Source organism: Pseudomonas sp. Pse1 (assembly GCF_024519635.1).
GTDB lineage: Bacteria > Pseudomonadota > Gammaproteobacteria > Pseudomonadales > Pseudomonadaceae > Aquipseudomonas.
The window spans coordinates 1-23,869 of record NZ_JALJRO010000035.1; the positions used below are offsets into that span (position 1 = coordinate 1).

General features: G+C 60.5%; 21 protein-coding genes. 13 read left to right on the forward strand and 8 right to left on the reverse strand.

The genetic code is table 11. The annotated features are described in order from the left end of the window. Positions 1 to 193 precede the first annotated feature (193 nt). From NR126_RS27630 to NR126_RS27640, 3 genes are read right to left on the reverse strand one after another with little or no spacing between them, the layout of a single operon-like run. Positions 194 to 1,306 carry an FAD-binding oxidoreductase gene (locus tag NR126_RS27630; protein WP_256832420.1) on the reverse strand — a complete coding sequence of 371 codons (1,113 nt, stop codon included), beginning with the start codon at positions 1,304 to 1,306 and terminating at the stop codon, positions 194 to 196. A gap of 1 nt (position 1,307) precedes the next feature. Further along, entirely contained in the window at positions 1,308 to 2,363 is a 1,056-nt protein-coding gene (locus NR126_RS27635) for an aromatic ring-hydroxylating dioxygenase subunit alpha (RefSeq protein WP_256832421.1), read from the reverse strand. Positions 2,364 to 2,398: 35 nt separating this feature from the next. After that, the gene (locus tag NR126_RS27640; protein ID WP_105756014.1) at positions 2,399 to 3,169 is read right to left on the reverse strand and encodes an ABC transporter substrate-binding protein; all 771 of its coding nucleotides are present in this window, start codon (positions 3,167 to 3,169) and stop codon (positions 2,399 to 2,401) included. A gap of 165 nt (positions 3,170 to 3,334) precedes the next feature. Here NR126_RS27640 and NR126_RS27645 point away from each other — a divergent pair, with 165 nt between their 5' ends. The 11 genes from NR126_RS27645 (at position 3,335) to NR126_RS27695 (ending at position 14,668) form a co-directional block, all read left to right on the forward strand. Continuing rightward, positions 3,335 to 4,276 carry a LysR substrate-binding domain-containing protein gene (locus tag NR126_RS27645; protein ID WP_027620404.1) on the forward strand — a complete coding sequence of 314 codons (942 nt, stop codon included), beginning with the start codon at positions 3,335 to 3,337 and terminating at the stop codon, positions 4,274 to 4,276. Positions 4,277 to 4,392: 116 nt separating this feature from the next. Then, the gene (locus NR126_RS27650; RefSeq protein ID WP_105756015.1) at positions 4,393 to 5,892 is read left to right on the forward strand and encodes an aldehyde dehydrogenase; all 1,500 of its coding nucleotides are present in this window, start codon (positions 4,393 to 4,395) and stop codon (positions 5,890 to 5,892) included. A 28-nt stretch (positions 5,893 to 5,920) separates the two neighbouring features. Next, positions 5,921 to 6,307 (forward strand): 5-carboxymethyl-2-hydroxymuconate Delta-isomerase, encoded by a 387-nt coding sequence (locus tag NR126_RS27655; protein ID WP_256832422.1) that lies wholly within the window; start codon positions 5,921 to 5,923, stop codon positions 6,305 to 6,307. A gap of 77 nt (positions 6,308 to 6,384) precedes the next feature. After that, complete coding sequence (locus NR126_RS27660; protein WP_027620401.1) at positions 6,385 to 7,371, forward strand: fumarylacetoacetate hydrolase family protein; 987 nt, start codon at positions 6,385 to 6,387, stop codon at positions 7,369 to 7,371. 33 nt (positions 7,372 to 7,404) lie between these two features. After that, positions 7,405 to 7,953: a VOC family protein gene (locus tag NR126_RS27665; protein WP_027620400.1), complete on the forward strand. Its 549-nt coding sequence runs from the start codon at positions 7,405 to 7,407 to the stop codon at positions 7,951 to 7,953. A gap of 244 nt (positions 7,954 to 8,197) precedes the next feature. Continuing rightward, a complete protein-coding gene (locus NR126_RS27670; RefSeq protein WP_027620399.1) occupies positions 8,198 to 9,235 on the forward strand; it encodes an ABC transporter substrate-binding protein in 1,038 nt (345 codons plus the stop codon). Then, positions 9,232 to 10,506: an ABC transporter permease gene (locus tag NR126_RS27675; protein ID WP_256832423.1), complete on the forward strand. Its 1,275-nt coding sequence runs from the start codon at positions 9,232 to 9,234 to the stop codon at positions 10,504 to 10,506. Before NR126_RS27670 ends, NR126_RS27675 begins: the two co-directional genes overlap by 4 nt. An 8-nt stretch (positions 10,507 to 10,514) precedes the next feature. Further along, the gene (locus NR126_RS27680) at positions 10,515 to 11,333 is read left to right on the forward strand and encodes an ABC transporter permease (protein ID WP_033866383.1); all 819 of its coding nucleotides are present in this window, start codon (positions 10,515 to 10,517) and stop codon (positions 11,331 to 11,333) included. A 55-nt stretch (positions 11,334 to 11,388) separates the two neighbouring features. After that, positions 11,389 to 12,480 carry an ABC transporter ATP-binding protein gene (locus NR126_RS27685; RefSeq protein ID WP_027620396.1) on the forward strand — a complete coding sequence of 364 codons (1,092 nt, stop codon included), beginning with the start codon at positions 11,389 to 11,391 and terminating at the stop codon, positions 12,478 to 12,480. Between the two features lie 130 nt (positions 12,481 to 12,610). Then, positions 12,611 to 13,975, forward strand: a complete 1,365-nt coding sequence (locus NR126_RS27690; RefSeq protein ID WP_081786405.1) for an aminotransferase class III-fold pyridoxal phosphate-dependent enzyme — start codon at positions 12,611 to 12,613, stop codon at positions 13,973 to 13,975. 63 nt (positions 13,976 to 14,038) lie between these two features. Then, a complete protein-coding gene (locus NR126_RS27695) occupies positions 14,039 to 14,668 on the forward strand; it encodes a malonic semialdehyde reductase (protein ID WP_051550581.1) in 630 nt (209 codons plus the stop codon). A 46-nt stretch (positions 14,669 to 14,714) separates the two neighbouring features. Here the strand turns inward: NR126_RS27695 and NR126_RS27700 are convergent, their stop codons facing one another. Both NR126_RS27700 and NR126_RS27705 read right to left on the reverse strand, forming a co-directional pair. Continuing rightward, positions 14,715 to 15,548, reverse strand: a complete 834-nt coding sequence (locus NR126_RS27700; RefSeq protein ID WP_027620393.1) for a helix-turn-helix transcriptional regulator — start codon at positions 15,546 to 15,548, stop codon at positions 14,715 to 14,717. Positions 15,549 to 15,926: 378 nt separating this feature from the next. Then, positions 15,927 to 16,568 (reverse strand): TetR/AcrR family transcriptional regulator, encoded by a 642-nt coding sequence (locus NR126_RS27705; RefSeq protein ID WP_027620392.1) that lies wholly within the window; start codon positions 16,566 to 16,568, stop codon positions 15,927 to 15,929. Between the two features lie 157 nt (positions 16,569 to 16,725). Here NR126_RS27705 and NR126_RS27710 point away from each other — a divergent pair, with 157 nt between their 5' ends. Both NR126_RS27710 and NR126_RS27715 read left to right on the forward strand, forming a co-directional pair. Further along, positions 16,726 to 18,246 carry an NAD(P)/FAD-dependent oxidoreductase gene (locus NR126_RS27710; RefSeq protein WP_256832425.1) on the forward strand — a complete coding sequence of 507 codons (1,521 nt, stop codon included), beginning with the start codon at positions 16,726 to 16,728 and terminating at the stop codon, positions 18,244 to 18,246. After that, the gene (locus tag NR126_RS27715) at positions 18,239 to 19,402 is read left to right on the forward strand and encodes an FAD-binding oxidoreductase (protein WP_256832426.1); all 1,164 of its coding nucleotides are present in this window, start codon (positions 18,239 to 18,241) and stop codon (positions 19,400 to 19,402) included. Before NR126_RS27710 ends, NR126_RS27715 begins: the two co-directional genes overlap by 8 nt. Positions 19,403 to 19,862: 460 nt before the next feature. On the opposite strand, the gene NR126_RS27720 is transcribed toward NR126_RS27715, so the two are convergent. The 3 genes from NR126_RS27720 to NR126_RS27730 form a co-directional block, all read right to left on the reverse strand. Beyond that, positions 19,863 to 21,125: a nitrate/nitrite transporter gene (locus tag NR126_RS27720; RefSeq protein WP_027620389.1), complete on the reverse strand. Its 1,263-nt coding sequence runs from the start codon at positions 21,123 to 21,125 to the stop codon at positions 19,863 to 19,865. A gap of 44 nt (positions 21,126 to 21,169) precedes the next feature. Further along, positions 21,170 to 22,240, reverse strand: coding sequence for a sugar phosphate isomerase/epimerase (locus tag NR126_RS27725; RefSeq protein WP_105756091.1), 1,071 nt, complete (start codon positions 22,238 to 22,240; stop codon positions 21,170 to 21,172). Positions 22,241 to 22,352: 112 nt separating this feature from the next. Beyond that, positions 22,353 to 23,861 carry a PLP-dependent aminotransferase family protein gene (locus tag NR126_RS27730; RefSeq protein WP_256832427.1) on the reverse strand — a complete coding sequence of 503 codons (1,509 nt, stop codon included), beginning with the start codon at positions 23,859 to 23,861 and terminating at the stop codon, positions 22,353 to 22,355. Positions 23,862 to 23,869 lie beyond the last annotated feature (8 nt).

Here is a 23,869-nt window from a genome sequence, read left to right on the forward strand (position 1 = left end):
CAATTCGTACTTCCCTGGACTGGTTTAGAGTGCTCGGGAAGGACGTTTCCCACCCTCGATAAAGCGCTGGAAGGCTTTCACGAAGGGGATAACTGTGGGTATCAGACGTTTCCGGGTGGTTCGTAGGATGGGTCTTTATCTGGCAGTGGCAGGGTGTCAGACTTTCCAAGCGTCATCGGCACCCCGTGACCATTCACCTCCCTAAATCAACCACGACCGCACTGGTCGGCCGCGAACAGCACAACAAAACCCTCCCATCCTGCGGCACATCCAGCGGCTCCTCAAAATACTCCACCGACCCCTGGCGCAGTGGCACCTGGCAGGTGTTGCACAGACCGGCGCGGCAGTTAAAGGCTGGAGTCAGGCCGGCCTGTTCAGCGAGTTCCAGCAGGGAGTGGCAACCCGGGTCCCAGGCCACTCGCTTGCCGGAGGGCAGGAACTCGACGCTCAGTTCACCCTCGAGCAGAGTGGGGGGCTCAACTATCGGCGCAGCAGGTGCGCAATCTTCATCTTCCTCAAGAATGGTCGCCGGGCCGAAGAATTCGTAGTGGATGCGCCCGGCGGCGATGCCCAGGCTGCGCAGCAGGCGCCAGTTGGCCTGCATGAACGGGCGCGGGCCGCACAGGTAAACGTCGTAGTCGTCCAGCGGCAGCAGCTGTTGCAGGGTTTCGCGGCTGATCAGGCCCTGGCTGTGGAAGGCCGGCTGGGCCTTGTCCTCCGGAGTCGGATTGCGGTAGCAAAAGTGCGCGGTGATCCCCGGGCGGCGGTCGGCCAGAGCCAGCACTTCATCGCGGAACCCATGCACCGCGCCATTTTCGCAACCGTGGAGGAAGTACACCGAGCGCAGTGATTCCCGGCTCAGGCGGTGCAGCATGCTGAGCATCGGGGTCAGGCCGACACCGCCGCTGAACAGCAGCACCGGGCGCGGGCTGTCTTCATCGAGGACGAAGCCGCCGGTGGGGCCGGCGATCTCCAGGCTGTGGCCGACCTGCACTTGATCGTGGAGGTAGTTGGAGCCCTGGCCCGCTGGCAGGTCCGGGCGGTCGAACGGCGCCGGCTCGCGCTTCACCGAAATGCGCAACCGCGCCGGGTCCGCCGGGTCGCCGGACAGGCTGTAGTTGCGCACGGCAGTCACACCATCGCCCAGTTCCAGACGCACCACGAGGAACTGTCCGGGGCGAAAGTGCAGGTGGGAAACACCGTCGGCCGCCTCCAGTACGAAGGAGGTGATCACCGCGCTTTCGGCTCTTTTCTCAACCACCCGATAGCGTTTGAACCCGCTTGAGGTGTGCAAAGGCGAGCCCATCTCAGGCCTCCAGCTGACGCGAGAGGGGGATCAGGTTGGCCGGCTGTTCCTGGGCAATCAGTTTGTCCAGATTGCGGCGAAAGCGCAGCGGCCCGGAGTCGGAGGCCAGGTCGATGTTCGGCGTGCGCTTGTTGGCCATGCCCTGGTGTACGGCGGTCAGCACCACCCGATCCTCGGCAAAGGCGTGGCGCACGTCTTCGTCGAACTGGCGTGATACGTCCTCGTTCTCGGTATCGAAATTGCGCACCTGGAACCAGTAGTAGCGGGTGTTATTTTCATCGACCGGGGTCATGAAGTTGTAGGAGTTCATCAGGAACACCTGCTCGTGCAGTTCGCCGTCGTCGCGACCGGTGCCGGCGGGGGTGAACAGGGCCTTGATGATCGCCTGGGACGGGTAGTGCACTTCGTAGTGTTGCTTGCGATCGCAGTGGCCGCTGAACTGGACGAACTTGGCATAGAAGGGCGCCACCTCGACGTCACGCATCCAGCGCGAAACGATTACACCCTGTTCGGTGACTGTGGTTTGCAGCGGTTCCTCGGCACAGGCCGCATTGCCGAAGGACGACTGATGGACCCAGGCGACATGGGCCGGGTCCAGCAGGTTGTCGGTCATGTACAGGTAGTTGCACGGGATCAGCATGCTGTCGCCGCGATTCAGGCCCCAGGCCGGATCGCCCCATTCCGGGACGTGGCAGATCTGCGCTGGATCGGCCTGCGCCGGGTCGCCCATCCAGATCCAGATATACCCGTAGCGCACCTCCAGCGGATAACTGCGCACCCTGGCGCCCTGGGGAATGCGCTGGCTGCCGGGCGCGCGCACGCAACTGCCGGAGCAGTCGAAGGTCAGGCCGTGGTAGCCGCACTCCAGGTCGTCACCTTTGCGCCGGCCCATCGACAGCGGCAGCTTGCGGTGCGGGCAGGCGTCTTCGAGGGCGACGGGCGTGCCGTCGCCCTTGCGGTACAGGACCACGGCTTCACCGAGCAGGGTGACGGGGTGCAGTTGTTCAGCCAGTTCGGCCTCACTGGCGGCGACGTACCAGGCGTTTCGCAAGAACATGGGATGGCTCCTTATCGGGATGGCGGGCGACGGGTTCAGTTGTAGATGTCGAAACTGAAGTACTGCTTCTGCAGCCGGTCGTAGGTGCCGTTCTTGTGCATTTCTGCCAGCGCGCCGTTGATCGCGTCCGCCAGTTTCTGGTCGTCCTTGCGCAGGCCAATGGCGATGCCCAGGCCGAGGATCTGTTCGTCGCGGACAGCGTCGCCGGCAAAGGCGAAACCGGTGTTGCCCGGGGTCTGCAGGAAGCCGATATCGGCCACCACTGCGTCAGTCAATGTGGCGTCGATGCGCCCGCTGGTGAGGTCCGGGTAGACCAGGTCCTGGTTGTTGTAGGAGACCATGGTCACCCCGTGCGGCGCCCACTTGGCCTTGACGTAGGCTTCCTGGGTACTACCTTGGGCGACGCCGACGCGCTTGCCCTGCAGCGATTCGACGGTGGGCAGCAGGCCGCTGCCGTCCTTGGCGATCAGGCGGCTGGGGGAGTTGTACAGGCGGTCGGAGAAGTCGATGGTCTGCTTGCGCTTTTCGTTAACGGTCATCGCCGAAAGAATCGCATCGAACTTGTTCGCCTTCAGCGCCGGGATGATGCTGTCGAAGGCGCTTTCGACCCACACGCACTTGGTCTTGAGCTGCGCGCAGATGGCGTTGCCCAGGTCGATATCGAACCCCACCAGTTGCCCGCTGGGTTCGCGCGATTCGAACGGGGCGAAGGTCGGATCGACGCCGAAGCGCAGGGTGGTCAGGTCATTGGCCAGGGCACTGGTGGAGGCGAGCGCGAGAACCGTGGCGAGCATGAGTTTTTTCATTGTTCCGGGCCTTTTTTGATTTTTCGAGTGGGCGGCTGGGCTAATGCAAGGTCGTGGTACAGGTCCAGAATACGAGAACCTGAAATTTCGAAAAGATGGCTAAAACTGTTGCTTCGTTTAGCTCAGCTAAACTAATAATCGGCCCTCGCCACACGGGAGATGCCGATGAACAACTTGCCTTCGCTGCGTGCCATTCAGGTGTTTGAAGCCGTCGGGCGTTACGGCGGGATTGTCGAAGCGGCGCGCCGCCTGGGCATTTCGGCGGGTGCGGTGAGCCAGCAGATGAAGCTGCTGGAGGACAGCCTGGGCCTGAGCCTGACCTTCCGCGTCGGCAAGCGAATCAGCCTGACCACAGCGGGGCAGCGTTATCACGACAGCTGCGTGGCGGCGTTCGAAACCCTGCGCATCGCCCAGGTCGAAGTCGAGCGCGCCAGGAGCACCCATAACCTGCGCATCAGTGCCTTGCCGTCGCTGCTTTCCGATTGGCTGGCGCCGCTGATCTACCGCTGGCAGAGCGAACACCCGGGGCTCAATCTGTTCCTCGACGGCAGCCACGCCGAACCGTCGCCCGAGGGTTATGAAATCGATTTTCGGGTGACGTACGGCGACCATCGCGCCAGCGAACATGCGGTGGAGCTGTTTCGCGATTGCGTGGTGGCGGTCTGCAGCCCGCGGCTGTTGCGCGAGGATTTACCGCTGCGCACGCCGGCGGATTTGCTGAGCTATCCCTTGCTGTCGATCGACTGGCTACCGAAATTCGCCTCGCCGCCGTCCTGGCGCGACTGGTTCAGTTCGCAGCAAATTGACGTCGCGGCAATGGGCGAGGCGTATCGGGTTTATTCGCTGTCATCGATGGCGATCCAGGCGGCAGTCCTCGGCCAGGGCGTGGTGCTGGCGCAGCACTCGATGATCGCCGAAGCGCTGGCCGACGGGCGCTTGATCATGCCGTTCGGCCACGCCCTGCAGATGCCTTCGTCCTATTACCTGGTGGGGGCCAAGGACGCCTTCGACAAGACTCATTGCCGGGACTTTCAGCGTTGGCTGGTGGCCCGTGGAAGGGATCAGATGGCGGTCAATCAGCGGTTGTTGGGTGGCTCGCCACGCTGACAACCCTCGCCGGTATGGGGCCAGGGGTCACCTTGGACGGGTATAGGCCGATGCTTCGGCGCTTCCTACTATGGGGTCATGTTCAATGCCCCATTGGGTAACAGGAAGCCTGAGTCATGGCGATCGACCGTAATGATTATTCCCGTCTGTGTCCGGCAGCCCGCGTGTTTCTGGAGCGCAGCCACGGCCACTTTATCGATGGTCAATGGCAGTCTCCCACCTCCAGCATTGCCGTGCTCGACCCCTCCAGCGGACAACAAGTGAGTGCAATCGGAGCAGGCGCTGCCGCCGAAGTCGACGCTGCGGTGCAGGCCGCACATCGGGCTTTCCATCATCCGTCCTGGCGCGGCCTTGCCGCACTGGAGCGTGAATGTCTCATGCTGCGTCTGGCGGAGTTGATTGAAGATAATGCGCTGCTGCTGTCGCAAATTGAAAGCGTGGATAACGGTATGCCGCTTGGCTTTGCCGAAATCAATGTCGGCGGTGCTGCGGGTGTTCTGCGCTACATGGCGGGCTGGCCTTCGAAAATTGTTGGCGACACGGTCGACGTGAAGATGCCATTTCCCGACAGCCAGTTTTTCGCTTACACCGCGCGTGAGGCTGTGGGCGTGGTCGGCGCCATTGTCCCGTGGAATGTGCCGTTGATGATGGCGGTCTGGAAGCTGGCCCCGGCGCTGGCGGCCGGTTGCACGGTGGTTTTGAAGCCGGCAGAAGATGCCTCGCTGACCGCATTGATCCTGGCCGATCTGATTCAGCAGGCGGGGTTTCCAAACGGTGTGGTGAACATCGTCACCGGTTACGGCGCCCAGGCAGGCGAAGCGCTGGTGCGGCACCCGCTGGTTACGAAGATTTCCTTTACCGGATCCACTGAGACCGGCAAGCAGATCAATCGTCTGGCCACCGACACCTTGAAGAAGGTCACCCTCGAATTGGGCGGTAAATCGCCCACCATTGTTTTTGATGATGCCGATCTGGCGCAAGCCATCAGTGGCGCAGCGAATGCCATTTTCACCAATGCAGGACAAATTTGTGTCGCAGGCTCGCGCTTGTACGTTCAGCGTCGGGTGTATGAGCAGGTCCTAGAAGGTGTTGCTCGCCAGGCCGACAGTCTGCGTCTGGGCGCCGGGCTCGTCGTCGGCAGTCAGATGGGGCCGCTGATCAACGCCCGTCAGCTCGAGCGAGTAGAAGGTTATGTGCAGCGCGCGGTTGAGGCGGGCGCAAGCCTGGTGACCGAAGGCCGCTCACCTCAGGGCGCGGGGTATTTCGCCGCACCGGCGGTATTGGCCGGTGTCGGGCAGGGGGACGATCTGGTGCAGCAGGAAGTGTTTGGCCCAGTCCTCGCGGTTTTGCCATTTGATGATCTTGAAGAGGCGGCGATGCTCGCCAACGACTCGGTCTACGGTCTGGCGGCGAGTGTCTGGAGTCGTGACCTGAGCCGCGTGCATCGCCTGGTTCCACTACTCAAGTGCGGCAAGGTGTCCGTCAACACTGAAGGTTTTCCTTATCCTGCGCTGCCGGAAGGCGGTACCAAGCAATCTGGTTTCGGCCGTGACCTGGGTCGTGAAGGCCTGGATGGCTACCTGGAAAGCAAAACAGTGCTGGTTCGCGTGAGCTGATCGGAGCGACTTGCAGGGGGGGGAGCAGATGCCTCATTTGATCGTTGAGTACAGCGCCAATCTGGAGCACGAGCTGGACCTTGAAGCGTTGTTCGCCAAGGTCCATCGGCAATTGATCGGCATGCAGTTGTTTCCAACGGGCGGTATTCGTAGCCGGGCACGGCGCACCGACCACTACCGGTTTGCCGATGGGCTGGGTGACTTCGCCGGGGTGCACGTCGAACTCAAGCTCAGTGCCACTCGGACGCAGACTCTGCGTGAAGAAATCGGGCAAACAGTCTTCAGCCTCCTGCAGGCGCATTTTGCACCGCTACAGGCGCGGCGTTATCTGGCGCTGTCGATGGAAGTCGGGGTGTTCCATCCCGGGTCGTTCTTCAACTCAAATAATTTGCACGCGTTGTTCGAGCCTTCATGACGCAGAGGCGTGGGCTGAGGAGGCCCACGTTGTCTGCCTCGCCAATGGCTGCCTATTCAATGAATGGAGTTAGAAACATGAAGCTTGCGTCACTTAAATCCGGGCGGGACGGCCAACTGCTGGTGGTCAGTCGCGATCTGCGACTGGCGGTCAAAGTGGGTGAGCGCGCGCCTACCCTGCAGTTTGCGCTGGACAACTGGGATGAACTGGAAGCGCCGTTGCGCGAGTTGTATGACGGCTTGAATCACGGCCAGGTCGACGGGGCATTTGCCCTGGAGTTGAGTCAGTTGGCCGCGCCATTGCCCCGCAGCTATCAGTATCTGGATGGTGCCTGCTACCTCAGTCACATTCAGCGCAATCGCGCAGCACGGGGTGAAACATTGCCTGCAGACCTGTTGGAAAAGCCGCTCGTTTACCAGGGCATATCCCATGGATTCATGGCGTGGAACGATCCCATCTGTCTGCCTGACGAGGGTCTGGGCATCGACTTCGAAGCGGAAATCGCCGCCATCACCGGTGATGTACCAATGGGCGTTTCGCCGCAGGACGCCACAGGCTACATCCGCTTGTTTGTCCTGCTCAACGATGTTTCCCTGCGCGCACTGATTCCCGCCGAACTCAAGCGCACCTTCGGTTTTGTCACCAGCAAGTCAGCGTCCACGCTGGGGCCTATCGCAGTAACGCCCGATGAGTTGGGTGAGTTGTGGGATGGCAAACTGGTGTCGGGAAAAATGAAGTGTTGGGTTCGCGGGGAGCTTTTTGGCGACATTGAAACCGGCATCGATACGCCGTTTCACTATGGGCACATGATTGCTCATGTCGCGCAAACCCGTGACTTCGAGCCTGGCAGTCTGGTGGGCCTGGGCACGGTTTCCAATGAAGACGATAGCGTCGGTTGCGGTTGTATCGGGGAGTGGCGTGCGCTGGAAACCATCAAGACCGGCCAGGCTTCCACGCCGTTATTGAAATTTGGCGAGCGAGTCAAAATCGAGCATTTCGACCGCGACGGTCACTCGGTTTTTGGTGCCATCGATCAGCTTGTCGCACCACGCAAAATCAACTGACCTCACTAGACAACCCAGTACAGGGAGCCCCGCATGCTCTGTAAAAGTCTCCATCACGCCGCGTTTCGTTGCCAGGATGCGCGCAAGACCGTCGAGTTTTATACCGATGTCCTTGGTTTGAAGTTCATCCATGCCATGGGTGAGGACCATGTGCCTTCAACGGGGGCTTACAGCCCGCACATTCATATTTTTTTCCAGATGGAAGATGGCAGTTGCATCGCCTTTTTCGAGTTGCCCAATGATCCTGGCGCGGTTTCAGGACGGGATCCACAAACGCCCGGCTGGGTCCAGCATTTCGCCTTCAGGGTCAAGGACGTCGAGACGTTGCTGCAAGCCAAGGCCGACCTGGAGTCGAAGGGTGTTGAAGTGCTTGGGCCGGTCAATCATGATGATTTTCTGCTTTCGATCTACTTTTTCGATCCTTCCGGGCATCGCCTGGAACTGGGTGTGCACACGGCCACAGCCGAAATGGACGAAGCGTACGAGCTTGAAGCCCCGGCAGTATTGAAACATTGGGATGAGCGGCACAACTGGTCCGAGCGGGCGCTTATCTTTGGCGCGGACCACGGCTATAAGCACTGACCGCAAGACGGCCGACACCCTGTTATAGGCCGGGCTGGCGCCCATTACTCAATCCATTTACCCAAAACCCCGACGGGCGTCTCGACAGGCGCCCGTTTTTTTTCGTCGTCGATCTGGAGGCGTCCGGTGCGGCGTCACCCTTCAAGGTGACGTTAGATGCTTCGCGGGAGCGTAATTTCAGCTATAGCAAGTCGGTGAAAATAACATTCCGATATTTCCGACTGCTTGCACTGAGGATACGTTCATGAAGCATAAGTTTTCTCTGGGTATCTGCGGCTTGTTGGCCGGTGCTGTCCTGACCGGTCATGCTTCGGCTCAGGTCACCGTAGTGTCCTGGGGAGGCGTTTTTCAGGACGCGCAGCGTGAGGTGTTCTTCGATCCCTTGCGTGCCGAAGGTTTGAAAGTCAAGGAAGACAGCTGGGACGGTGGCATCGGCATCTTGCGCTCGAAGATTCTGGCGGGCGATTCCGGATGGGACCTGGTCCAGGTGGAACCCGAAGAAATGGTCCTGGGGTGCGAGGAGGGGTTGTACCAGCCACTGGATTTCGCCCGTATCGGCAAACCCGCGCAGTTCATACCGGGGGCTGCGAGTGAATGCGGTCTTGGCGCCAACGTCTACAGCATTGTCATGGCCTACGATGGCAACGTACTGAAAACCGGCCCTCAAACCTGGGCCGATTTTTGGGACGTAAAGAAGTTTCCCGGCAAGCGGGCACTGCGCCAGGGGCCGAAGATGAACTTGGAATTCGCCCTGATGGCCGATGGTGTTGCGCCTGATCAGGTCTACAGCGTGTTAAGTACGCCGCAGGGGGTCGATCGAGCATTCGCCAAGCTTGAGGAACTCAAGCCGAATCTGATCTGGTGGTCGGCCGGCAATCAGCCCATGCAACTGTTGGGCTCCGGGGAGGTGGTCATGACCAGCACTTACAACGGTCGTGTGTTTGCCGCCAACCAGTCGGATAAACGCAATTTCAAAGTGGTGTGGAATGGCGGGGTGTTCATGGTCGATTCCTGGGTGCTGCTCAAGGGTAGCAACAATCAGGATGACGCCTACCGTTTCCTTCAATACTTTGGCGATGCGCGGAACCAGGCGCGTTTCCCGCTGAAAATTCGCTACGGGGTCGCAAACAAGGACGCCAACAACCTGATCCCCGCGGATGTTCAGGCTGAACTACCGAGTTCTCCAGACACCCTGGCCAAATCCGTACCCTTCAATGCTGAATACTGGCTGGAGAATATCGACTCTCTGACTGAGCGATTCTCCGCATGGTCTGCAAAATGACGGTCGTTAACTCGCGCGATGCAGGCGCTACAGGCGGGGTGGCCGCAGTTGAACCACGCGTCAGGGCATTGGCTCGAAGCTGCCCGCAGTTGCGCCGCCGGCAGTGCATGGCGTTGCTGCTGATTACGCCATTGTTTCTGTTCCTGGTGGGTACATTCATCCTGCCGCTGAGCGGCATGCTCAAACTGGCGGTCGATGATCGGGAAACAGCCCTGCTATTGCCTCGCACGTTGTTGGCCTTGCAGGGTTGGGACCAGCGGTCCTTGCCGTCCGATGCCGCGTATGAAGCGCTGGTGGCCGATTTGCGTCAGGCGCAGGTGGATAAAACCGTCGGGACTATCGCGCGGCGGCTCAACTACGACACGCCGGGGTTGCGCAGCCTGATCAGCAACAGCGCGCGCAAGCTGATGAGTGCCCAGGCGCAAGACGGCAGTTGGCGCCAGCGACTGAGCGCTATCGATCCACAATGGGCACAGTTGGAACCCTGGATTGCCCTCGAGCGTGCCCGTGGACCCGTCACCAGCCTTTACCTGTTGACGGCGCTGGATCTTAAGCAAAACGTGCAAGGGCAAATCACCCGGGTCGCCGACGGGCAATCGAACTACCTGGGCATTCTGGCGCGAACATTCGGCATCTCGTTATCCGTGACCGTGATCACCCTGTTGCTCGCGTTCCCGGTGGCGCAATACATGGCGTCGGCATCGCCTCGTATGGGCGCAATCATCATGTTGCTAGTGCTTCTGCCGTTCTGGACCTCGGTGCTGGTACGGACCATGGCGTGGGTGGTTGTCCTGCAGGGCAACGGCCTGATCAACAGCTTCCTGCAAGCGTTGGGTGTGATCGAAAGTCCGTTGCACATGCTTTACAACCGTACCGGGGTGCTGGGTGCGCTCAGTCATGTGCTGCTGCCCTACATGATCCTGCCGCTTTACGGCGCCATGCGTGCGGTCCCTCCTGCTCAGATGCGAGCGGCCGTATCGTTGGGGGCCGGAGCGGTCACGGCGTATCGCAGGGTGTACTTGCCGCAACTGATTCCAGGTATCGCGGCGGGCTCACTGTTGGTCTTCATTCTTGCACTGGGCTACTACATCACACCGGTCTTGATCGGTGGTTCGAATGACCAGTTGATCAGTTACTACATCGCCTTCTTCACCAGCGGCACCATCAACTGGGGCCTGGCTGCAGGGTTGGGCATGGTCCTGCTCATGGCAACACTGGTGCTGTATCGGGTCTATGTCGGCCTGGTTGGCGTACAGCGCATCGGGCGTTAGGAGAACGTATGCAAAGCTTTGTGTTTTGGCGCTGGTTCAATCGGTGCGCAGCCTGGATGGTGTTGATATTTCTGATGGCGCCCATCCTGGTGATCATCCCCTTGTCGTTCAATGGCGGCAGTTTTCTCAGCTTTCCCATGGATGGTTGGTCGTTGCGTTGGTATCAGCAGGTGTTCAACTCGCCTCAATGGCTGTTCGCGCTCAAGAACAGTGTGTTGATCGGAGTCGCCAGCATGAGCTTGGCCACGGTACTCGGCACATTGGCGGCGCTGGGTCTGAACCTAGCGGATTTCCGCATGAAGGCGCTGCTGATGGCGGTGTTGTTGTCGCCGATGATTGTGCCGACGGTGATCACTGCGGTGGGTATCTACTTCCTGTTCTCGACCCTCGGATTGGCCAGCACCTACCTGGGCATGGTACTGGCGCACACCGCGCTGGCGACGCCCTTTGTGTTGATCGCAGTGAACGCCACGCTGCAGGGGCTTGATCGCGGTTTGCTGCGGGCGGCTGCGAGCCTGGGGGCCGGTCCGGTGCGCACGTTCTACCGGATCACCTTGCCGTTGATTCTTCCCGGCGTGGCCAGCGGCGCGGTGTTCGCCTTTGCCACGTCATTCGACGAGGTGGTGGTGTCGTTGTTGTTGGCAGGCCCAGAGCAGCGGACGTTGCCCCGGGAAATGTTCTCGGGGGTGCGCGAGAACCTGAGCCCGTCCATCACCGCCGTGGCGTTCTTGCTCACCTTGCTCTCGACACTGTTCCTGCTGACTTTGGGCTGGTTGCAACGTTACGCCGGGCGCATGGCTGGGAAACGGCTGGCATCCGAAAGCTGATCGCAGTTGCAACGAGATCGTAGCCAATGTGAATTTCAATCGAGAGCGTGACTTCATGTCGAACAATAAAGAAGCCTACGTCAGGTTCGCTGGCGTGAAAAAAAGCTATGACGGCCAGAATCTGGTGGTCAAGAACCTCAATCTGAATATCCGGGAGGGGGAGTTCATGACCCTGCTCGGCCCTTCCGGTTCAGGCAAAACCACCTGTCTGATGATGCTGGCTGGTTTTGAAACCGCCAGTGAGGGCGAGATCTACCTGGATGGTCAGCCGATCAACCGCATCGCGACCCACAAGCGCAATATCGGCATGGTGTTTCAGAACTACGCGTTGTTTCCGCATATGAGCATCGCCGACAACCTTGCATTTCCGTTGCAGGTTCAGCGCCTGGACAAGGCCGAGATTCGCAATCGAGTGGGGCGCGCCCTGGAGATGGTGCACCTGCAGCACCTGGCGACACGTAAGCCAGCGCAATTGTCCGGTGGTCAACAGCAACGAGTGGCGGTGGCGCGTGCGTTGATCTTCGAACCCAAGGTGGTGTTGATGGACGAGCCACTGGGTGCGCTGGATAAACAACTGCGCGAGCAGATGCAGTACGAAATCAAACGTCTGCACAGCCAGCTGGGCATCACCATGGTTTACGTCACTCACGATCAGGGTGAGGCCCTGACTATGTCTGATCGAGTGGCGGTGTTCAATGACGGTGTGATTCAGCAACTGGCCAGTCCGGGCGAACTCTACGAACGTCCTGCGAATGCCTTTGTGGCGCAGTTCATTGGCGAGAACAATCAACTCAAGGGCAATGTCCTGAACCTGCTGGGCGATCGCTGTGTGATTGCCATGGACACCGGCCAACAGATCAATGCAATGAGTTCACCGGGCCTGAAAGTCGGGCAGCGTTGTTGCCTGGCGCTGCGTCCCGAGCGGGTCAGCTTCCTGGAGCCTGGTGTAGAACTGAGCAACAACTTTGAAGCAGATGTCTGCGAAGTCATCTATCACGGTGACCACCTGCGCACACGCCTCAAGCTCTGTGGGCATGACGACTTCATTATCAAGATTCCCAATGTCCAGGGGTTGCAGCCGAGCTTGCCGGGGCACCGAGTGCGCATTGGCTGGCACCTGCAGGATTGTCACGCGCTGAGTGTCTGAAACCTCCCTCAAGGGCACATGACTCACCCCTTGAGGGTAGAGACGCGGTAGGGAGCAGACCCTAGATTCAGGGACAAGGATTACACCTTGCGGTGAGTCCTCTCCCAAACGAATGACCTGGAGTGGCAGTATGAACAGCAACAACAAAGCCTGGCTCAAAGAGCACAACACGGTGCACATGATGCATCCGATGCAGGATCCGAAAGCACTGCACGAACAGCGCCCATTGATTATTCAGTCCGGTAAGGGCGTACACATCACTGATGTTGACGGGCGTCGCTTCATCGATTGCCAGGGCGGACTATGGTGCGTCAATGCCGGTTACGGTCGACGTGAAATCATCGACGCGGTGACCCGGCAGATGGAAGAGCTGGCGTACTATTCGTTGTTTCCCGGCAGCACCAATGCGCCGGCCATTGCGCTTTCGCAGAAGTTGACCGAGGTGGCGGCCGAGGAGGGCATGGTCAAGGCATCGTTTGGTCTCGGCGGTTCGGACGCCGTGGAGACTGCGCTGAAAATCGCTCGTCAATACTGGAAGCTGGAAGGCCAGCCCGACAAGGTCAAGTTCGTCTCGTTGTACAACGGCTATCACGGCCTGAACTTCGGTGGCATGTCCGCCTGTGGCGGCAACGCCTGGAAAAGCAGCTACGAACCCTTGATGCCGGGCTTCTTCCAGGTCGAATCACCGCATCTATACCGCAACCCTTTCACCAATGATCCAGAGGAACTCGCAGAAATCTGTGCGCAGATCCTTGAGCGGCAAATCGAAATGCAAGCGCCGGGCACTGTCGCGGCGTTGATTGCCGAGCCGATCCAGGGAGCTGGCGGAGTCATCGTACCCCCAGCCTCTTATTGGCCGCGCTTGCGCCAGATCTGCGACAAGTATGACATTCTACTGATCGCCGATGAGGTCATCACCGGACTGGGTCGCAGCGGTTCGTTGTTCGGTTCCCGTGGTTGGGGGGTCAAGCCCGACATCATGTGCCTGGCAAAAGGTATCAGCAGCGGTTATGTGCCTCTGAGCGCGACACTGGTCAACTCCCGCGTCGCCCGGGCATGGGAGCGTGATGCCGGTTTCACCTCGGTCTACATGCATGGCTACACCTATTCCGGTCACCCTGTCTCTTGCGCCGCTGCGCTGGCGGCCATCGACATCGTGCTGCAGGAGAATCTCGCCGAAAACGCACGGGTGGTTGGCGACTATTTCCTGGAGAAGCTGCTGATACTCAAGGACAAACATCGGGCCATCGGCGATGTGCGCGGCAAGGGGCTGATGCTGGCAGTCGAGCTGGTCAAGGAAAGGGCGACCAAGGAGCCGTTCGGCCCGGCAGACGCTTATCCGCTGGCCATTTCCGAGGCCTGTGTGAATAACGGAGTGATGATTCGTACCATCGTCAACAAGCTGATCATCTCGCCGCCGTTGACCTTCACCACCGAGCATGTCGACGAAGTGATCGAGGTGCTCGACCGCGCCTTCGTTGCCAACCCCTGGTAACCCGTTGCTGACCAGTATCTATACAGATGCTGGTCACCCTCCATCCTGATAATGAGTGTCGCCATGAATTCAACGTTGGATTTGGCGTGCGAGCTGCGCCAACGCTTGTCGTGCCTTGACGATGCAAGTCTCGATCGGCTGTTTCGTGATGGGCGCAGCCACAGTGCCTGGCAAACACGTCCGGTGAGCAACACCTTGCTTGAAGAACTGTGGGCGTTGGCGCAATTTGCGCCGACATCGGTCAATGGCATGCCGGCAAGGCTGGTGTTCGTCACCAGCGCTTCAGGCAAGCAACGTTTGCAGCCCTGCCTGAGCCCTGGCAACGTCGACAAGGTGTTGAGTGCACCGGTCACGGTGATCATCGCCTTTGATATGAACTTCTGGCAGCACCTTCCCCGATTGTTCCCACATGCGGATGTAAGCGACATGTTCCGCGATGATCATGCGGCGAGTGAAGAGTGCGCGTTCCGCAACAGCTCGTTGCAAGCGGCCTGGTTGATGTTGGCCGCCCGGGCGCTGGGCCTGGACTGTGGGCCGATGTCAGGCTTTGACCGGCAGGCCGTGGACCGTGAGTTCTTTGCAGGAACCGGGGTTTGCAGCAATTTTCTCTGCAACCTGGGGTATGGCGACGCCAGCAAGTTGTATCAACGCTTGCCGCGTTTGTCTTTCGAGGAGGTGTGCACCTACGCCTGATATCGCCTGCCAGTGTCCACCGATCAGGCGGGCACTGGCCCTGCAGTCAATTCAGATTCAGCGCGCCATCCATATTGTCGTAATAACGAGCGAACAGTTCGTTTTGGCAGGAAATACCCAGTTTGGCATAGGCCCGCTTACGGTGGGTCGCCACCGTGTTGACCGAAATTCCCAGGTTCAGGCCAATCCCCAACGTCGTGTAGCCCAATGCGATAGAGGCGCAGATCTGCGCTTCGCGTTGAGTCAGACCACCGGCCGCCTTGAGTAGCGTGCTGCGCAAGTCCTCATACATCTTTTCGCGGCGCTCCAGGCTCAGTACCGGTTTTGTCTCCGGCACAATTGCCCGGCGTCCAAGTTCAAGCATCTGCGTGTGTTTGCTCAGCGCCTGAGTCAGGAAACCACTCAGATACTGGAGCCGCAGCGTGTCTTGCGTGACAAAATCCCGTTGCTCATCGCTGCGATAAAAGCTGCAGTAGAGGACGCGCTCGTCGGTATGGCTGACCAGCGCAAGTTCCTGATGCACCAGTGCGTCATGATAAAAGCGTCGCCGGTAGTCTCGATCATCGATATGTGCCGGAGAAACGCAACGTACCAGCATTGGCTGTTCAGGGGTCAGGGCGGCTTGTCCCAGGGTGATGTTCGGATCTCGGCGGAAGGCTCCTTCGGTGTACTCCTGAGCAAGGGTGCGAGTCAGCTTGCCTGCCTGGCTATGCAGGGCCTCTGCAACCAGGCACTGAGGATTGCCCTGATGATCGAAGCTGAAAACGGTGCATTGATCAACGCTCAACTGATCACGGCAAAAGCTGAAGAAATCCCGGGAAAACTGGCTGCCGCCAATCCCTCCAACGAGATTCGCCATTTCATTCATGCCAGGGATCATGCTGGTTACTCCTCACGCAATGGTTTTGATCTTCGTGGGCGTCGCTGGCGCTCACTCAGCACCGCATCTGCGATGCATACCTTCTGAAAATATAGGCATAAACCAGGCCATTGGCGCCCATCGCGCGGGAAAACAGAACTCAAGGGCAATTTCCCTGATTAGCTTGGGCGGTTCAGCGAATATCCCTGATCAAACTGAGTGACTCATCGTTATCGTCCTCGGCATTTGGGGTTTTCACGTGGGGATGCATCCAATCAGGGCGACTCCCGCACTGTCCGGCAAAGCTATCGGACGCGACTTGCGGATAACTTTTTTGGGAAGGTCAGGCCAGTAACAGTGTGGTGTTCGATTGGTAACACTTTCCGGCCCAGGTTCCTGCTACGGAACGCCGGCCTTTTGCTCGTCTGCTCCCATCGCAAACAAATGCTCGAACCCCTGTAAGGTGCTGTCGACGAAGCGCTCATCCGAGGTGCCCGCCGGAAACTGCAACACGCCATGAATCACCAGCGAGGCCAGGCCGTGGGTGTAGGACCAGGCGGCCAATGCGGCGCGGCGCACCTCGCTGGAATCCGGATCCTGTCCGAGCACTTCGACCATGATCTGCTTGAGTTGGCCAAAGGCCGTATCGCGAGCCTCGATGTAGTCGAGCGGCATCTCGTTACCGGCCAGCTCCGGGCCGAACATCAACTGGTAAAGCGCCGGATTGCGCCGTGCGAAGCTGAAATAGGCAAGGGTCGCGTTGCGCAGTTTCTGCCGGCCATCGGGTTGTTCAGGCTCACTGCGCATCACCTTGGCCAGCTCGCGAAAGCCCTGGGCCGCCAGTTGTCCCACCAGTTCGGCACGGTTGGCGTAGTGGTGGTAGGCCGCCGTGGCACTGACGCCGACCCTTTCCGACACCGCACGCAGCGACAGTTTGGTCGGCCCGACTTCTTCGAGCATCTGCCGCGCGGCGTCGAGCAACTGTGGGGCGAGGTTGCCGACGTGGTAGGTGTCGCGGGCGCGTTGCGCAGTCTTGCTCATGGGGCAGGGCCTTGGAAACGAGGGGAGTGCAAGGGGCTGGATCTTATCACTGGAAAATATCTTGACGCTGCTAAGATGTGATCTTAGCATCGCTAACATTCGCCTCGGAGGCGTTTTTTTTAACCTGATCTTATCGCTGTAAAGTTGGAGGTGATCGATGAAGCACTACGATGCCGTGGTAATCGGTGCCGGCAATGCCGGGCTGACCGCTGCGACCGCGCTGCAACGGGGTGGCAGTCGCACCTTGCTGATCGAGCGGCACAACATTCCCGGCGGCTGCGCCACCTCGTTCGTGCGCGGCAACTTCGAATTCGAGGTGGCCTTGCATCAGCTCAGCGGCCTGGGCACCGAGGACAAACCGTTCGTGATGCGCAAGCTGTTCGACAAGCTCGGGGTGCTGGACAAGGTCGAGTTCATCCAGGAGCACGCGCTGTATCGGCTGGTGGTGCCGGGCGAATTGGATGTGACCCTGCCGGCCAGTTGGTCGGGGATCCGTCGCCTGCTGCAGGCGCTGTATCCAGCCGAAAGTGAGGCCGTCGAGCGCTTCATGACGCTCTGTGAAAAGGTCACCCTGGAAAGCTTCATGACCTTGCCCCAGGCCACCCGGGCCAACAGCGAGGCGTTGCTCAAATCGTTGTGTCCGAACTATCTGCAGTACGGCTTGCGCTCGGCGCGGGAGGTGCTGGATGAGTTTTTCAGCGACGCCAAGCTGAAGAACATTCTGGCGACCTACTGGCTGTACCTCGGCGTGCCGCCGGAGCGCCTGCCGTTCTCCGACCTGGCGACCATGCTCTACGCCTACGCGGTGTTCAAGCCTTGGCACATCAAGGGCGGTTCCCAGGCCATGTCCAGTGCCCTGGTGGAGTCGTTTCTCGAGGCCGGTGGCGAGGTGCGTTTCAACTGCGCGGTGGAGCGGATTCACACCGACGCCGGGCGAGTTTGCGGCGTGAGCCTGGAAGGCGGCGAGCGCGTCAGTTGTGCAGCGGTGGTGTCCAACGCCAGCCCGCTGATCACCTTCAACGAACTGCTTGACCTTGAGCGGCCGCCGTTGCAGATCCAGACCGACTTCAAGTCGCGGCGCATGGGCACCTCGGCCTTCGTGATCTACCTCGGACTGGACTGCACGCCGCAGGAACTGGGGGTGACCACCGCTTCCAGCTTTATCTACGAGACCCTCGACGAGGCGCAGATTCACGCGCGCATGGGCAGCCTCGAGCCGCCGTTGGGCGGCATGTTGACCTGCTACAACCTCGAGGACCCGAGTGCCGCGCCCGAGGGCAAAAGCCAGGTGGTGCTGGTCTGCCTGCAGTACGGCGACGTGTGGAAATCGGTCGCGCCCGAGGATTACGCACGGACCAAGTATGAGTTCGCGGAAAAGCTCATCGCCGTGATCGAGAAGGTCTACCCAAGGGTGCGCCAGCACATTGAGGAGGTCGAGGTGGCCACGCCCCTGACCATGATGCGCTACCTCAACACCCCGGGCGGGGCGATCTACGGGTTCCAGCAGACGACCCAGGACTCGGCGCTACTGCGCGAGCGCCTGGACGCGGTGCCGGGGCTGTACATGGCCGGCGCCTGGACTTCCATGGGCGGTTTCCAGCCGACCTACATGGCCGGCGAATCCACGGCCAGGGCCGTGCTCAAGCAACTGAAAACCAATGAGGTGGCGCATGTCTGAACAGAGTCCATTGCACCTGATCGCCGGATACACCGAGGCGCTCGCGACCAAGCGGGCGCTGGAGCACAGCGGTTCGGATTTCTACGAAGCGCGCGGCGAGGTTGCCAGCACCGTGGTCCAGTTGCACCCCAAGCGCCTGGCGCTGGAAGTGGTGCAGGTCATCGACGACACGCCGAGCACCAAAACCTTGCGCCTGCAGGCGGTGGATCGCCAGCTGCTGCCGCCGTTCCAGGCCGGGCAATACATCAACCTGTTCGTCGAAATCGACGGCGTGCACACGGCGCGACCCTATGCGATTTCCTCCTCGCCGATGCAGCGCCAGTACTACGATCTGACGGTCAAGCGCGCAGTGGGTGGCTTCGTTTCCGGGTACTTGCTGGACCGCGTGCACGTGGGTCAGCCACTGCGCAGTTCGGGGCCGATGGGCACCTTTCACCATAATCCGCTGTTTCATGGTGACGAACTGGTGTTTCTCGCCGGGGGCTCAGGAGCGGCGCCGGCGCGCAGCATGTTGCTGAACATCCTCGAGCGAGGCTTGGAGCAGCGCTTGCATCTGATCTATGTGAACAGCTACGTCGATGATGTGATCTACGCCGAAGCATTTCGCACCCTGGCTGAGGCGCACCCGCAGTTTCGCCTGACCGAGGTGATTTCCCGCCCGCCCGCTGGTTATCGCGGGCACACCGGGCGTTTGAGTCGCGAGCTGTTGCAGGCGCAGTTGGGTGAGATGGGCAATCGGATGTTCTATGTCTGCGGGCCGACGCCGTTCAATGACAGCTGCTTGGAACTGCTCAGCGAGCTGGGAGTGGCGCGGCGACGGATTCGGGTCGAGGCCAACGGTGCGCCGAAGTCACCGGATCGGCAGCCGGGTTGGCCTGAGGGGATTGATCTGGAGGCTGAGGTGCAGGTAACGGTGCAGGGGCGTGGCAGCTTTCGCAGTAAGGTGGGTGAGCCGTTGCTTAATGCTTTGGAGCGCAATGGTTACTTCGTTGAGAATGCTTGTCGGTCGGGGGAGTGCAGTTTGTGTCGAGTGAAGTTGGTGTCTGGCCCGGTGTTTAGTCCGCAGGAGGCGCACCTGCGGCAGTCGGACCGGGATTTTGGCTGGGTTTATTCCTGTGTGGCGTTTGCGACGGGGGATGTGGAGGTGATGTTGTAGGGGGTTGTCGGGGTGCTGCATCGCCAGCGAAAAATCAGTGGCACGCCGCATGCATCCAGGACAGCGGCGTCAACGTTGGAGGTCTTCGCTGCGATGCGGCGGCCCGACAAGCCAGCTCCTACAGGGGGATGCGTCATTCTGCTACATCGCCATCCAAACCGTAGGAGCTGGCTTGCCAGCGAAAAACCAGAGGCCACCGCGTACATTCAGGATAGCTGCGTCATCGTTCACGCCCATCGCGAGCAGGCTCGCTCCTACAATGACTGTGGTCGATCACAAGATCTCCATACATCGCAGATTCACTGTGGGAGTGAGCCGGCTCCGGGCGGCGTTCCGACGAAAAACCCGAGGCCACCGCGTACAACCAGGACAGCTGCGTCATCGTTGACGATCTTCGCTGCGATGCGGCGCCCCGACAAGCCAGCTCCTACAAGGGATTGAACTGCGGGAGCCCGCAAAATCACGCAGCACTCACCACTGCACCGCCCCCCACCAACCTGTTCTGCACCGACCGATACAACAGACTCGAGACCATAAACCCAACCAACGCCAGCACACTCATCAGGCTGAACACATAGTTGTAGCCCTGCTCACCGGGAAAGTGGTCGAGGATCGAGCCGTAGATCACATAGGCGAACATCCCCGGCGCGTAGCCGATCAGGCAGCCGATGCCGAAGGCGGAGCCGGTGATGTGCGACGGGATGCCGACTTCGCCCATGGGCGCCCAGAATACTCCGCGCATGGAGAACACGATCAGCGCGAAGGACAGGGTGGCGGCCATGCCGGCGTAGATGAAGCCCGGGCTTTTCGGGATCAACAGGATGACGCCCATCAACGGCAGCAGGGCGAGGAAGGCCCATTTCAGGTAGCGGCTGGTGCTTTTGAATTGCTTGTCGGCAATGAAACCACCGGCCGGGCCGCCGAGGATTTTCAGGAAGTACTGGTTGATGATGCCGTAGGCGCCGACCAGGGCCACCGGCAGGCCGTACATTTCCTTGAGGTAGGGAATGAAGTAGGTCAGGCCGCAGTAGACGATGTAGACCATGAACACGTTGAGGCTGACCAGCCAGATGCCTGGCACCTTGATCGCTTCCAGCAGGTTGCCCATACCTTTTTTCGGCTTGGCGCTGGCCTGCGTGTCACCGCTTTTCAACAACAGCCAGATCAACGTGCCGGCGAGGATGTCGATCACCGAGTAGAACAGGATCGCCGATTTCAGCCCGGCTTCACCGGAGCCGAGGGCGACGAAAATACCCAGCGCAGAGAACGCCACCAGGGTATCGATCACCCCGCGACCGCCTTCGAGCAAGCCGAACAGGCGACCCTGTTCCTGCTCGTCGCCAAGGTTGCGGATGGCCTTGAGCAGCGAAGGCCAGAACAGGCAGTCGGCGCACACCGCCAGCAGGCTGAAGACGATCAGCAGGCTGCTGAACGGTGGAAAGGTCGCCAGGTACAGCCCCAGGCCACCGGTGCCGATCAGCCCGAGGGGGATCATTTTGCGGGTGTCGTAGCGGTCGGCAAGCATCCCGCCGAGGACGAACAGGGCGGTGGCGATGATCGCGTTGGCGCTCAGCAGCAGGCCAATTTCGGTGTGGCTCAGGCCCATGAATTGCTGCATGGGGATGTAGAAAGCGTCCTTGAGGTTCGCCAGTTTGTAGATGGTCCCGCCGCCGAGGACGAGGATCAGGAAGCGCAGCCATTTGGCCTTGTCTTGGGTTGTCATTGTTATTCTCCAGGCGTGATTGGATGTAGCGAGTCGCGGCAGGGTCAGGCGTGGTTGTCGTGGGCCAGGGTCAGTTCGGCCAGGGTGCGCAGTTCGGCCAGCAGGCCGCGCACGTAGGCCACCTGGTTGTTGGCCCAACGGTGCTCGTCGGCCAGCATCCGTTCCAGGGAAAAGCCTTGGGGCAGGGCGGTTTCGCTCATTTCCCGGTAGGCAATGAACGGATCGCTGGCCTCGTCGACCTGACGGAACGCCGGCGCCACGTAGTGATTTTCCTGCTCGAGAATGAAGGCGACGACTTGCGGGCTGGAGTCTCCGAGCAGCAGCAGTTCGAACAGCATCCGCGCATTGGGCAGGTCGTCTTCGGCGCTGCCCTGGAGCACGCCGTAATGGCCGAAACCGTTGTATTCGGGGACCACGCGCACGCCCTTGAGGTGGACCTGGCGGATGTGCGGCGCGAGGTTGCGCAGCGCCGGCAGCGGTTGTTCGCAGGCGTTGATCATGTTGCCGAAGTCGAACAGCGCATGCAGACGCGGGTGGTTGAGGCGGCTCAACAGTTGGGCGATTTCGTCGCTCTTGAGTTCTTCGTGCTGCTCGAAATCAAAGAACAGGTCGTGCTCGTCGGCTTGCTGCGCGAGGTAGTGCAGGTCGGTCTCGATCCGGTCCATGACCTGCGACAGCGTGCCTTCGTAACGCGAGTAGACGCGGATATTGCGCGTGCCCAGGGCCCGGGCGATGGCCACCACCTGATCGACATCGGCCTTGCGCGTACTGCTGATTTCCAGGTGCACGGCCAACTCCAGCGCCCGAGCTTTGTCGGCGAATGCCTGGAGTTGATCGGCGTTCATCTGGCCGAGGCTGTTTTCCTCACCGTCCAGCAGGTGCAGGCTCAGACCCTGCAACTCGTGGCGATAGGCGAAGTCCAGCAGGTCGGCGGGGGTGACGCGGCCATGGGTCAGGTTGGTCAGCAGCGGGTAGGCGTGGGCGAACAGGCGCAGTTGGTCGAGGCGCTCAAGCAACTGGCGGGCCAGTGCCGGGGTCAAGGTCGGGACTGTTTCGTTCGCCCCAGCCTTGTGGCTGAGCAAGGTGTTGAAGCGCTCTTGGATCTTATTGTTCATTCGAGTCGTTCCTGGTTCAGACACCGGGTCTACCGGCGCAGCCTTTATCGCGCCAGTCAGGAACTCTCGATAGATCCATTATCGGTTAAATCATAAGACCACTTGCCGGCCCTCAATCGGCCTGGGTCAGGTAACCCAATTCCCCCAAGGCGCGAGCCAGAGCTTCGACACGGGTCTGCGCGAGTTTTTCCGGGGTGCCGGCGAAGCCCATCAGCAACGCCGGCGGCAGGCGATGGGCGAGGCAGTAGTCGCTCAAGGCGTAGGTGTGAATGTTGTGCCGGGCCAAGTCGCGGGCGACCTGATCGTCCTCCAGGTTCGCGGGCAACCAGGCGATCAGGTGCATGCCGGCGTCCACCGGGGTGAGGGTGAAGAAGTCGCCGAGTTGCCGTTGCAGTTGTTCCACCAGCGCCTGCTGGCGCGCCTGGTACAGGCTGCGCATGCGCCGGATATGGCTGAGGAAATGGCCCTCGCTCATGAAGTCGGCGGTGGTCGCCTGGAGCAGCGTCGGCGGGCTGCGGTCCATCACCGCGCGCAGGGTGCAGAAAGGTTCGACCAGGGCTTGGGGCAAAATCACGTAGCCCAGGCGCAGGGCTGGAAACAGCACCTTGCTGAAGGTGCCGACGTAGATCACCCGGGTCATGCGGTCCATGGCACAGAGCGCCGGGAGCAACCGGCCCTGATAGCGAAATTCGCTGTCGCAGTCGTCCTCGATGATCCAGCTCTGCTGTTGCGTCGCCCAGTCAATCAGCGCCTGGCGCCGTCCGTAGCTCATGGTCACGCCGAGCGGGTGCTGGCGCGACGGCGTGGTGAATACCAGGCGCGCGTCCGGGCATTCGGCCAGGCCTTGGGCGATGTCGATGCCTTGCTCGTCGATGGGCAGTGGCACCACCTGGGCGCCCTGGGCCTGCAGGGCAATGCGCGCGGCGATGTGCCCGGGGTCTTCCATCCAGGCGCGGTCCTGGGGATTGAGCAGCAGCATGGCCAACAGGTTGAAGGCCTGCTGGGCACCGGAGACGATCACCACTTGTTCGACCTTGCAGTCGATGCCACGGGCGTCGAACACGTAGTCGGCAATGGCCGTGCGCAACGCCTGCAGGCCCTGCAGTTCGCCGTAGCCGAGCATCGATTTGGTCGGCTTGAGCAGGTGGCGGTTCATCAGCCGTCGCCATACCGCCAGCGGGAAGCTGTCGTAAGTGCTGTGGCTGGGCAGGAAGGAGGTCGGGGTCGCCGGGTCCCAATCGGTATAGGACACCCCACGAAAATGATCGCTGCGCAGCGACAGCATCGACTGGCTGAGGTCCGACAGGCGCGGCGGCGGTTCTTCAGCCTCGGCATCTCGCGCCCCACGGTTTTCCCATTCGTCGCCGACATAGGTGCCGGCGCCGGTGCGCGAGGCGAGGAAGCCCTCGGCGATCAGTTGGTCAAAGGCGTTGAGAATGGTGATCCGCGACAGCGCCAGTTCCTTGCTCAGGGTCCGCGTCGACGGCAGGCGTACGCCACCCTGCAGCTTGCCGCCGAGAATCTGTTTGCGAATCTGCAGATACAGCTGGCGGTACAGCGGCACCGCGCTATCGCGATCCAGCTCGATGGCCGACAGCAGCAGGCCTGCGGGGGATTTCATGGGTTGCT

Coding starts and splice junctions, on each gene's coding strand:
- NR126_RS27630 (WP_256832420.1), bottom strand. CDS start 1,306: ATGGGCTCGCCTTTGCACACCTCAAGCGGGTTCAAACGCTATCGGGTG.
- NR126_RS27635 (WP_256832421.1), bottom strand. CDS start 2,363: ATGTTCTTGCGAAACGCCTGGTACGTCGCCGCCAGTGAGGCCGAACTG.
- NR126_RS27640 (WP_105756014.1), bottom strand. CDS start 3,169: ATGAAAAAACTCATGCTCGCCACGGTTCTCGCGCTCGCCTCCACCAGT.
- NR126_RS27645 (WP_027620404.1), top strand. CDS start 3,335: ATGAACAACTTGCCTTCGCTGCGTGCCATTCAGGTGTTTGAAGCCGTC.
- NR126_RS27650 (WP_105756015.1), top strand. CDS start 4,393: ATGGCGATCGACCGTAATGATTATTCCCGTCTGTGTCCGGCAGCCCGC.
- NR126_RS27655 (WP_256832422.1), top strand. CDS start 5,921: ATGCCTCATTTGATCGTTGAGTACAGCGCCAATCTGGAGCACGAGCTG.
- NR126_RS27660 (WP_027620401.1), top strand. CDS start 6,385: ATGAAGCTTGCGTCACTTAAATCCGGGCGGGACGGCCAACTGCTGGTG.
- NR126_RS27665 (WP_027620400.1), top strand. CDS start 7,405: ATGCTCTGTAAAAGTCTCCATCACGCCGCGTTTCGTTGCCAGGATGCG.
- NR126_RS27670 (WP_027620399.1), top strand. CDS start 8,198: ATGAAGCATAAGTTTTCTCTGGGTATCTGCGGCTTGTTGGCCGGTGCT.
- NR126_RS27675 (WP_256832423.1), top strand. CDS start 9,232: ATGACGGTCGTTAACTCGCGCGATGCAGGCGCTACAGGCGGGGTGGCC.
- NR126_RS27680 (WP_033866383.1), top strand. CDS start 10,515: ATGCAAAGCTTTGTGTTTTGGCGCTGGTTCAATCGGTGCGCAGCCTGG.
- NR126_RS27685 (WP_027620396.1), top strand. CDS start 11,389: ATGTCGAACAATAAAGAAGCCTACGTCAGGTTCGCTGGCGTGAAAAAA.
- NR126_RS27690 (WP_081786405.1), top strand. CDS start 12,611: ATGAACAGCAACAACAAAGCCTGGCTCAAAGAGCACAACACGGTGCAC.
- NR126_RS27695 (WP_051550581.1), top strand. CDS start 14,039: ATGAATTCAACGTTGGATTTGGCGTGCGAGCTGCGCCAACGCTTGTCG.
- NR126_RS27700 (WP_027620393.1), bottom strand. CDS start 15,548: ATGATCCCTGGCATGAATGAAATGGCGAATCTCGTTGGAGGGATTGGC.
- NR126_RS27705 (WP_027620392.1), bottom strand. CDS start 16,568: ATGAGCAAGACTGCGCAACGCGCCCGCGACACCTACCACGTCGGCAAC.
- NR126_RS27710 (WP_256832425.1), top strand. CDS start 16,726: ATGAAGCACTACGATGCCGTGGTAATCGGTGCCGGCAATGCCGGGCTG.
- NR126_RS27715 (WP_256832426.1), top strand. CDS start 18,239: ATGTCTGAACAGAGTCCATTGCACCTGATCGCCGGATACACCGAGGCG.
- NR126_RS27720 (WP_027620389.1), bottom strand. CDS start 21,125: ATGACAACCCAAGACAAGGCCAAATGGCTGCGCTTCCTGATCCTCGTC.
- NR126_RS27725 (WP_105756091.1), bottom strand. CDS start 22,240: ATGAACAATAAGATCCAAGAGCGCTTCAACACCTTGCTCAGCCACAAG.
- NR126_RS27730 (WP_256832427.1), bottom strand. CDS start 23,861: ATGAAATCCCCCGCAGGCCTGCTGCTGTCGGCCATCGAGCTGGATCGC.